The 11,162-nt window shown below is 75.0% G+C and carries 2 protein-coding genes; both read left to right on the forward strand.

Features of this window, described 5'->3' with window-relative positions:
- Positions 1–222: 222 nt before the first annotated feature.
- On the forward strand, positions 223–1,434 hold the full coding sequence (locus AB0883_RS30590; protein ID WP_366644742.1) for a cytochrome P450: 1,212 nt from the start codon (positions 223–225) through the stop codon (positions 1,432–1,434).
- 56 nt (positions 1,435–1,490) lie between these two features.
- The coding region (locus AB0883_RS30595; RefSeq protein WP_366644743.1) for an SDR family NAD(P)-dependent oxidoreductase at positions 1,491–11,162 on the forward strand (9,672 nt) is incomplete at its 3' end.

Below are 11,162 nucleotides of genomic sequence, written 5' to 3' on the forward strand. Positions count from 1 at the left end.
CCGCAGCCTCCAAGAACTCCAACAACGCATCCTCGAACACGACGCCAAAATCCAAATCCCCGCACTGACCCACTGACCCACCACCACACCAGCCACGATCGCTTCCACGATTACCCGAGCGTGGACCAGTTACGGGCAACATCAGGGGCGCGCGCGGTCCGTGACGCCTGGCGCACCAGAGGCCGACGGCGATTCCTGCTCAGCGACCACAGCGAGGACGACATGGTGAACAAGTGCCCGGCGCACGGGCATCAGATGCTGATGGACGACGACTACTTCGCGAGCCCGTACGCGGCGTACGAACTCTACGCGTCACTGCACGAGAAGGGCGCCGTCCACCGGACCTGTCTCGACGACCACGGCCCCGTGTGGCTGGTGACCGGACACGCCGAGGTCTACTCCGCGCTGCGCGACAGGCGCCTCGCGCGGCCCCGCGAGTACAGCAACGGCGACTTCACCAGCAGGCGCTTCCCGGAGGGCGAGGCGACCGGGACGATCGTCACCCTCGACCCGCCGGAGCACACGCGGCTCAAGAAGATGATCAACTTCACCTTCCTCCCCCGCAACCTGGAGACCTTCCGCCCCCGCGTGCACCAGCTGGTCGAGGCCCGGCTGGATGCGATCGAGGCGGCGGGCGGCGGCGACCTGGTCGAGGACTACGCGGCCATCCTGCCGATCACGATCGTCTGCGACGTGCTCGGCATCCGCGAGGAGTACCGCAAGGACCTGAAGCACTGGGCGGACCTGGTGTTCAGCGGCGACAACGAGACCAACGCGATGGTCCGCACGAAGATGTCGCACTTCATGAACATGGTCCGCGAGGAGAAGACGAAGGAGCCCGGCGAGGACCTCTTCTCGTACTGGATCCACGCCAAGAACGCCGACGGCGAGCCCGAACTCAACGTCTACCAGGTGATGGCCCTGGCCCTGCTGACGATGCTGGGCGGGTACGACACCACCGCGGGCATGATCGGCCGGGGCGCGCTGGCGCTGCTGGACAGCCCGGAGACGCTGGAGCGGCTCCGCAAGGACCCGGACCTGTTCGACGTGGCCGTCGAGGAGCTGCTGCGCAAGCACGGCTCCGTGCACCACGGCTTCCGCCGCTTCGCCACCGAGGACCTGGAGATCGACGGCACGAAGATCGCCAAGGGCGAGACGGTGCTGCTGCACCTGACCGCGGCGGGCAACGACCCGAAGCGGTTCCCCGATCCGCAGGTGCTCGACATCGACCGCGAGGACAAGGGGCACGTGGCGTTCGGCGGCGGCCCCCACTTCTGCTCCGGTTCGGAGCTGGCCCGGATGGAGACGACCATCGCGCTGCGTCAGCTGTTCACCCGCTTCCCGAACATCAAGCTCGCCGCACCCCGGGAGTCGCTGAAGGTCCGGCGTACGCCGCTGGTGCCCGCACTGATCTCCCTCCCGGTCACGGTCTGAGCGCTCCCCTTCCCGGCCCGCATCGCAACTCCTGTCCGACAAGAGGTTGTTGAACCATGCCGCGTACCGATCTGCTCCGCCCCCTGCCCGAACTGCTCCGGACCAACGCCGAACGGTCCGGCACCCGGATCGCGTACGCCGACTCTCGGCGGAGCGTGACCCACGCGGAGCTGGCGGAACGGACAGCGCGGCTCGCCGGCCACCTCGCCGATCTCGGCGTGTGGCCGGCGGACCGCGTCGTCGTCCTGCTCGACGGCGTCGCGGCGGTGGAGGGCGTCCTCGCGGTCGTCCGGGCCGGCGGCATCGCCGTGCCGATGGACCCGGCCCTGGACGACGCCGAGCTGGCCCGGCTGGTCGAGGACGCGGGCGCCGACGCGGTGATCACCGACGCGGCCAACGCGGCGCGGGTGGCCGTGTCGGTCCTCGTCGTCGACGGAGGGTACGACGGCGAGGCGCACTCGTTCGAGGAGCTGGCGACGACCGACCCGTCGTCGCCGCCCCAGGACGACGCCGGCCTCGACGATTTGGCGTTCCTCACCTACACCGCGGGGACGACCGGCCCCCGCAAGGGTGTGCTGTCCACCCAGCGCAACGCGCTGTGGCCCGCCGCCGCGGCGGCGTACGTGGCCGGACTCGGCTGCACCGCGGACGACCGGGTGCTGTGGATGCCGCCCGTGCACGCCTGGTTCGGGCAGCTGCTCGCCGCCACCGCGGCGGGGGCGTCGGTACGGCTTGCGGGCGGCCTCTCCCCCGACGAGCTGCGGTCCGCGCTCGCCGCGCAGGGCAGCACCGTGCTGGTGGGCACCGGCCCGACGCACCGGGCCCTGCTGGACGCGCCGGGCCCGGCCCCGGAGGGCGTACGGATCGCGCTGGCCCTCGGCCCGGTGGACACGACGCTGCGCCAGCCCTTCGAGGCGGCGTTCGGCGCGCCGCTGCTCACCGGCTACGTGACCACCGAGACCTCCGGCCTGGTCGCGGTGAGCTGGCCGGACGGCGACGCCGAACGGCGCTGCCTGCCCCTGCCGGGGGCGAGCCTGCGGGTGGTCGATCCCGCATCGGGCGCCGACCTGGGCCCTGGCCAGGAGGGTGAGGTCTGGGTCAGCGGCCCGAACGTGATGGCCGGCGGCTACCACGACCGCGCCGCCGAGACGGCCGAGGCGCTGCGCGGGGGCTGGTACCGCACGGGCGACCTGGCCCGCCGCGACGACTCCGGGCACCTCGCGATCACCGGCCGGCTGACCGACGTGACCGAGGTCGGCGGCGAGCGGGTCCGGCTGGACCGCATCGACACCGTGCTGCGGACCGTGCCCGGGGTGCGCGACGCGGCGACCCGGCCCTCCTCGGACGGGCCCGTCGCGTACGTGGTCGGGTCCGAAGTGGACGCCGACCGCCTGCTGACGACGTGCCGCGCGGAACTGTCCGCCGCGGCCGTACCGGTCGAGACGTACCTGGTGCGCGAGATCCCGCGCACCGCCATGGACAGCCCCGCGCGCCACCGGCTGCCCGGGCTGCCCGGCCGCCTGCTCCGCGTGGCCGCGCCGCGGCACGACGCGCTGCACGCGCTCCACTGGGAGCCGGCGCCGACCGCCGATCACCCGGAGCAGGACGGCACGGACGCCACCGCGACCCGGCCGACCTGGTCGGTGGCGGGCCCGCCCGAACTCACCGCCGGCCTCGCCGGCGACGGACCCGCCGTCGACACCTACGCCGACCCCGCCGCGCTGGCCGAGCTGCTGACCCGGGTGCTCGACGAGGACCGGCCGGCGGATTCCCGGCTGGTCGTGCTGACCCGTGGCGCCGTCCACGGCGACGACGCCACGGATCCCCGGCGGGCCGTCGCGTGGGCGGTGGCGCGGGCCCACCAGCTGCGCCACCCCGACCGGCTCGTGCTGGTGGACGCCGACGAGGTCACCACGGACGTGCTGCGCGCCGCCGTGGCCTCCGGCGAGGACGTGCTCGCCGTACGCGCGGGCGAACTGCTCCTGCCGCGGTACGCGGCCGTCCCCACCCGGGCCGGCGGCGCACCGCAGTGGGGCACGGTCGCGCTCGTCGCCCGCTCGTACGACGCGGCGCTCGCCCGCCACCTCGTGGCGGCCCACGAGGTCCGCGACCTGGTCCTGGTGGGACCCGACGACGTTCCCGCCGACGCGGCGGCCGAACTGGCGGCGTACGGCGCCGGGGCGTCCGTGCACCCGGGCGTGCCGTTCGACCGGGATGCGCTGGCGGCCGTGCTCGGCGACCGACCGCTCACCGCCGTCGTGGCGGTGGACCTCACGACCGAGGAACTGCTGGCGCTGCACGAGGCGACGCCCGCGCACTCCGCCACCGCGCTCGTGCTGCTCACCGGCGGGCAGGACGCCGCCGCCACCGCCGTCGCCGACGCGCTGGTGCGGCACCGCCGCGCCCGCGACCTGCCCGGCGTCTCCGTGGCCTGGGCCGCTCCCGGCTTCGCCGAACTGCCGGTGGCGCGACGCACCGCCCTGCTCGACGCCGCGCTGACCGCGGGCGAGCCCTGCGTGGTCGCCGCGCGTCCCGTGGCGCCCGCCGAGGTCGACCCCGAGGGCACCCGGGCCGCCCTCACCGAGCGGCTGCTGGGCGTGCCGGAGCCCGACCGCCTCGGCCTGCTGCGCGACGTCGTACGGGCCGCCACGCGCGAGGTCCTGCGCGACCAGGCACCCGCGACGATCGAGGGCGAGACGCCGTTCCGCCAGCTCGGCTTCGACTCCCTCACCGCCGTACAGCTGCGGGGCCGGCTCTGCGCCGCGACCGGCCTGAACCTGCCGGCGAGCCTGGTCTTCGACTACCCGACCCCCGACATCGTCGCCGGCCACCTGCTGGACGCCCTGGGCCTCGGCGCGGCCGAGCCGGAGGCGACCGTCGCCGAGGCCCACGACGACGACGAACCCATCGCGATCGTCGGCATGGCCTGCCGCTTTCCCGGCGGCGTCACCTCCCCCGACGACCTCTGGCGGATCGTCGAGGGCGGCGTGGACGCCATCGGCGAATTCCCCACCAACCGCGGCTGGGACCTGGCGGCGCTCTTCGCGGGCGACGGGCCGGGCACGTGCAGCGCGACCGCCGGCGGCTTCCTGTACGACGCCGACGAGTTCGACGCGGAGTTCTTCGGCATCAGCCCCCGCGAGGCGCTGGCGATGGACCCGCAGCAGCGGGTGCTGATGGAGACCGCGTGGGAGGCGCTGGAGCACGCCGGCATCCCGCCGACCTCGCTGCGCGGCAGCGACACCGCCGTCTTCACGGGCCTGCACGTGCAGGACTACGGCCGGGCCGGGCACAGCGAGGAGGACGGGGTCGACGGCTTCCTCATCACCGGCACCCACGGCAGTGTGGCGTCCGGCCGGATCGCGTACGCCCTGGGCCTGGAGGGCCAGGCGATGACCGTCGACACCGCCTGCTCGGCGTCGCTGGTCGCCCTGCACCTGGCCGTCCGGGCGCTGCGCTCCGGCGAGTGCGCGATGGCTCTGGCGGGCGGGGTGACGGTGATGTCCGGCACGGACACCTTCACCGAGTTCTCCCGGCAGAACGGCCTCTCCCCCGACGGGCGGTGCAAGGCGTTCTCCGACGACGCCGACGGCACCGGCTGGGGCGAGGGCGCCGGCGTACTGGTCGTCGAGCGGCTCTCCGACGCGCGGCGCAACGGCCACCGCGTGCTCGCGGTGGTACGCGGCTCCGCCGTCAACCAGGACGGCGCCTCCAACGGCCTCACCGCCCCCAACGGCCCCTCCCAGCAGCGCGTCATCCGCGCCGCACTCGCCAACGCCGGCCTCACCCCCGACCAGGTCGACGCCGTCGAGGCACACGGCACCGGCACCACCCTCGGCGACCCCATCGAGGCCCAGGCCATCCTCGCCACCTACGGCCAGGACCGCGAACGCCCCCTCTGGCTCGGCTCCCTCAAGTCCAACATCGGGCACACGCAGGCCGCCGCCGGCGTCGGCGGCGTCATCAAGATGATCCTCGCCCTGCGCAACGGACTGCTGCCGCGCACGCTGCACGTCTCGGCGCCAAGCCGCAAGGTGGACTGGTCGGCCGGGTCGGTCTCGCTGCTGACCGAGCCGGTCGCGTGGCCCGCCGGCGACCGTCCGCGCCGCGCCGCCGTCTCGTCCTTCGGCATGAGCGGCACGAACGCGCACGTGATCATCGAGGAGCCGCCCGCCGCCGGTCCGGAGGCGGCCGCCACCCCGGACGCCACCGCCCCGGACGCCACCGCCACCACCGACACCGCCGCCGCCCCGGACGCCGCGCCGTCGGTGGTGCCGTGGCTGCTGTCGGCGCGCTCCGAGCAGGCGCTGCGGGAGCAGGCCCACCGCCTGCACGAGCACCTGACCGCCCGCCCCGACCTGGCGGTCGCCGACGTCGGCCGTTCCCTCGCCACCACCCGGGTCGCCTTCGGCCACCGGGCCGCCGTCACCGGCGCCACCCGGCAGGACATGCTGGACGGCCTCGCCGCCCTCGCCGCCGGCGGGAGTGCGCCCGACGTGCTGACCGGCACCGCCGGCTCCGGCGGACTGGCGTTCCTGTTCACCGGGACGGGCGCCCAGTACCTCGGGATGGGCACCGAACTCGCCGCCGCGTACCCCGTCTTCGCGAGCGCGTTCGACGAGGCCTGCGCCGAGCTGGACCGCCACCTGGACCGGCCGGTACGCGAGATCATCCGCAGCGACGACCTGCACCGGTTCGCGTACACGCAGCCCGCCCTGTTCGCCTTCGAGGTCGCCCTCCACCGGCTCGTCGAGTCGTGGGGCATCCGCCCCGGCTTCGTGGCCGGGCACTCCCTCGGCGAGCTCTCCGCCGCGTACGTCGCCGGGGTCTGGTCGCTCGCCGACGCCGCGAAGCTCGTCGCCGCGCGCGCCACCTTGATGGCGGCCCTGCCCCTGGGCGGCGCGATGGTCGCCGTGCAGGCCACCGAGGAGCAGGTCACCGGCTACCTGAGCGACCAGGTCGGCATCGCCGCCATCAACACCCCCACCGACCTGGTCATCTCCGGCGACGAGGCCGCGACGCTCGCCGCCGCCGAGCAGCTCGCCGCGCTCGGCCACAAGACCAAGCGGCTGCCGATCCCGCTGGGCGCGCACTCCCACCTGATGGACCCGATGCTCGACGCCTACCGCGCCGTCGCCGAGTCCATCACCCACCACGAACCCCGCATCGGCCTGATCTCCACCGTCGACGGACGACCCCTGCGCTCCACCCCCGAGCACTGGGTCGACCAGGTCCGCCGGGCCGTCCGCTTCCGCGACGCCGTCCAGCGGCTCACCACCGAGCACCACGTCGACACCTTCCTGGAGATCGGCCCCGACACCGTCCTGGCCACCACCACCGGCGACGCCACCGGCATCGCCACCATGCGCCGGGGACACCCCGAGACCCACACCCTCGCCCGGGCTGTCGGCCACCTCTTCACCACCGGCACCGCCCCCGACGCCGACCGTTACTTCACCGGCGCCCGGACCGTCGAGCTGCCGACGTACCCGTTCCAGCGGAGGTCGTACTGGCTGCGGCCCTCGGGCGGCGGCGACGTGGCCGCGGCGGGCCTCACCGCGGCGCGCCACCCGCTGCTCGGCGCGGTGCTGGGCGTCGTCGACACCGACCGGCTCGTGCTCACGGGACGGCTCTCCCTGCGCGAGCAGCCCTGGCTCACCGACCACGCCGTCCTGGACACCGTCCTGCTGCCCGGTACGGCGTTCCTGGAGCTGGCCGCGCACGCCGCCGAGCACACCGGCAGCGGCACGATCGAGGAACTCACCCTCCAGGCCCCGCTGACGCTGACCGAGCAGCAGCGGGTCAACATCCAGGTGTGGGTCGGCCGACCCGACGAGCAGGGCCGCCGCGAGTTCGGCGTGTACTCCCAGCCGGCCGGGCACACGCCGGGCGCGGAGTGGACGAGCCACGCGTCGGGCATGCTGGCCGACGCGCCGACGCCGGCCCCGGCCGTGGAGGAGTGGCCGCCGCCCGGCGCGGAGCCCGTCGACATCGGCGACTTCTACGGCTGGCTGCTGGCGCGTGGCTTCTGCTACGGCCCCGCCTTCCAGGGCGTGCAGGAGGTGTGGCGGCGCGGCGACGAACTGTTCGCCCGGGCCACCCTGCGCGCCGAGGACGAGCCGGCCGCCGTGCGCTACGGCGTGCACCCGGCGCTGCTCGACGCCGCCATGCACCCGCTCGTGCTGCACGTCGACGGCGGCGGGGACCCGGGGGGCCGGGCATGGCTGCCGTTCTCCTGGCGCGGGGTGCGGGTGCACCGCCGGGGGGCCTCGGCGGTGCGGGTCCGGCTGACCCCGGTCGGCGAGAACACCCTGCGGGTGAGCACCACCGACGACGAGGGCAACCCGGTGCTGAGCGCCGACGCGGTCGCGGTGCGCCCCGTCACGACGAGCGGACTGACCGGCGCGAGCGGCCCCAGCGCGGCCCTCTACCACACGGAATGGGTGCCGGTTACCGCCCCGACGGGCACCGGCACGCCCGACGTCGAGGTGTTCCGCGTCGAGGCAGGCGACACCGCCGACGCCGTACGGCGGTCCCTGCACCTCACCCTGGCGAGGGTCCAGGAGACGGCGGCCGGCACCGGGCGGCTGGCCGTGGTCACCCGCAGCGGGGATCTCGCGGGGGCCTCCGCCTGGGGTCTCGTCCGCTCCGCCCAGACCGAGCACCCGGACCGCTTCGTCCTCGTCGAGACCGACGGCACCGACAGGTCGGAGCGCGCCCTCGCCGCCGCGATCGCCACCGGGGAGCCGCAGCTCGCCGTCCGCGACGGGGCGCTGACCGTGCCGCGGCTCGCGCGGCACGCCTCCGCCGCCCCCGAGGGCGGGCTCTTCGACCCGGCCGGCACGGTCCTGATCACCGGTGGCACCGGTACGCTCGGCGCCGCGCTCGCCCGCCACCTGGTCACCCGGCACGGCGCGGAACACCTGCTCCTCGTCTCACGGCGCGGCGCGGACGCGCCCGGCGCCGCCGAGCTGACCGAGGAACTGGCCGCCCTCGGCGCCACCACGGTCGACGTCGTCGCGTGCGACACCGCCGACCGCGAGGCGCTGGCCACCCTGCTCGCCGGGCTCGCCCGGCCGCTGGCGGGGGTGGTCCACACCGCGGGCGTGCTCGACGACGGCATCCTGGAGTCGCTCACGCCCGAACGCCTGGACGCCGTCCTGCGGCCCAAGGTCGACGCCGCACTCAACCTGCACGAGCTGGCCGGCGACGTGGAGCTGTTCGTGCTCTACTCCTCCGTCGCCAGCGTCATCGGCACCGCCGGGCAGGCGAACTACGCGGCGGCGAATGCGTTCCTCGACGGCCTGGCCGCGCAGCGGCGGGCCGAGGGCCGCCCGGCGACCTCGCTGTCCTGGGGCCTGTGGGCGCAGGCCAGCGCCATGACCAGCCAGCTCGGCGAGACCGACCTGGCCCGCATCGCGCGCGGCGGGATCCTGCCGCACAGCGTCGAGGAAGGACTCGCGCTGTTCGACGCCGCGTGCCGCTCGGACGAGGCGCACCTGGTGCCCATCACGATCGACGTCGCCGCGGTACGCGCCGCGACGAACGCCGCGCCGCCGCTGCACGGCCTGGCCAGGGTGCCGCGCCGTCGGCAGGCCGCGACCCGGCCGGGCGCCACCGCCCTGGCCCGCGAGCTGGCCGGGCGCAGCGAACAGGAGCAGCGCGGGCTGCTGCTCGACATCGTGCGTACGCAGGTCGCCACCGTCCTCGCCCAGCCGGACGTGGACTCGGTCTCCGTGGCCGAACCGTTCCGTCAGCTCGGCTTCGACTCGCTGATGGCCGTCGAGTTGCGCAACCGGCTCAACACCGCGACGGGGCTGCGCCTGCCCGCGACGTTGACCTTCGACTACCCCACCCCGGAGGTCCTCGTCGAGTTCCTGCGCGGCGAGCTGGGCGGCCGCGAGGACGAGCCGCAGCCCGCCGTGGCGGCGGTCGCCGCCCGTCCCACCGACGAGCCCATCGCGATCGTCGGCATGGCCTGCCGCTACCCCGGCGGCGTCACCTCGCCGGACGAGCTGTGGCGGATGCTGGTCGAGGGCCGCGAGGGCATCACCGGCTTCCCGACCGACCGTGGCTGGCAGCTGGACACCCTGTTCGACCCCGACCCGGACACCCCCGGCACCAGCTACGTCGACCGGGGCGGATTCCTGCTCGACGCGGCCGGGTTCGACGCGGAGTTCTTCGGCATCAGCCCCCGCGAGGCGCTGGCGATGGACCCGCAGCAGCGGGTGTTCCTGGAGACCTGCTCGGCGGCGCTGGAGAACGCCGGCCTGCGACCGGACACGCTGCGCGGCTCACCCACCGGTGTCTTCGCCGGCCTCATGACGCACGACTACGCCGCCCGGTCGGGCGCCGTACCCGACGAGGTCGAAGGGTTCTGGGGCACCGGCACCGCCGGCAGCGTCGCCTCGGGCCGGGTGGCGTACACGTTCGGGCTGGAAGGGCCGGCGGTCACCGTCGACACCGCCTGCTCGTCGTCGCTGGTCGCCCTGCACCTCGCCGTGCAGGCGCTGCGCTCCGGCGAGTGCTCCCTCGCGCTCACCGGCGGCGTGACCGTCATGTCCACGCCGAGCCTGTACGTCGAGTTCTCCAAGCAGCGGGGCCTCGCCCGCGACGGCCGGTGCAAGTCGTTCGCCGCCGCGGCCGACGGCACCGGCTGGGCGGAGGGCGTCGGCGTACTCGTGGTCGAGCGGCTCTCCGACGCGCGGCGCAACGGCCACCGCGTGCTCGCGGTGGTACGCGGCTCCGCCGTCAACCAGGACGGCGCCTCCAACGGCCTCACCGCCCCCAACGGCCCCTCCCAGCAGCGCGTCATCCGCGCCGCACTCGCCAACGCCGGCCTCACCCCCGACCAGGTCGACGCCGTCGAGGCACACGGCACCGGCACCACCCTCGGCGACCCCATCGAGGCCCAGGCCATCCTCGCCACCTACGGCCAGGACCGCGAACGCCCCCTCTGGCTCGGCTCCCTCAAGTCCAACATCGGCCACGCGCAGGCCGCCGCCGGCGTCGGCGGCGTCATCAAGATGATCCTCGCCCTGCGCAACGGACTGCTGCCCCGCACGCTGCACGTCGACGAGCCGTCCCCGAAGGTCGACTGGTCGGCGGGCTCCGTCGCGCTGCTGACCGAGCCCGCCGAGTGGCAGCCGAACGGCCACCCGCGCCGCGCGGGGGTCTCCTCGTTCGGCGTCAGCGGCACGAACGCGCACGTGATCATCGAGGAGCCGCCCGCCGAACCGGAGGGCGCCGACGCCGGCACGCCGCCGCCGGCGCTGCCGTGGCTGCTGTCCGCCCGCTCGGAGCAGGCCCTGCGGGAGCAGGCCCGTCGCCTGCACGACCACCTCGCGACCCGGCCCGAACTGCCGGACGCCGACGTCGCCCGCTCCCTCGCCGCCCGGGTCCGGTTCACGCAGCGGGCGGCCGTCGTCGGGACCGACCGGCGGGAACTCCTCGACGGCCTCGCCGCGCTGGCCGCCGGCCGGGAGGCCGCCAACCTGGTCACCGGCACCCCCGGAGCCGGCAGGTTGGCCTTCCTGTTCACGGGGCAGGGGGCGCAGCGGTTGGGCATGGGCGCCGAACTCGCCGCCGCGTACCCCGTCTTCGCCGCCGCGTTCGACGACACCTGCGCCGCCCTGGACAAGCACCTCGACCGGCCACTGCGCGAGGTCATCGACACCGACGAGCTGCACCAGACCGGCTACACCCAACCCGCCCTGTTCGCCTTCGAA

This window comes from Micromonospora sp. NPDC047812, from assembly GCF_040704175.1.
Taxonomy (GTDB): domain Bacteria; phylum Actinomycetota; class Actinomycetes; order Mycobacteriales; family Micromonosporaceae; genus Micromonospora.

What these genes read in the sequence shown, in the direction of transcription:
- AB0883_RS30590 (WP_366644742.1), top strand. Translation starts at nt 223, where the DNA reads ATGGTGAACAAGTGCCCGGCGCACGGGCATCAGATGCTGATGGACGAC.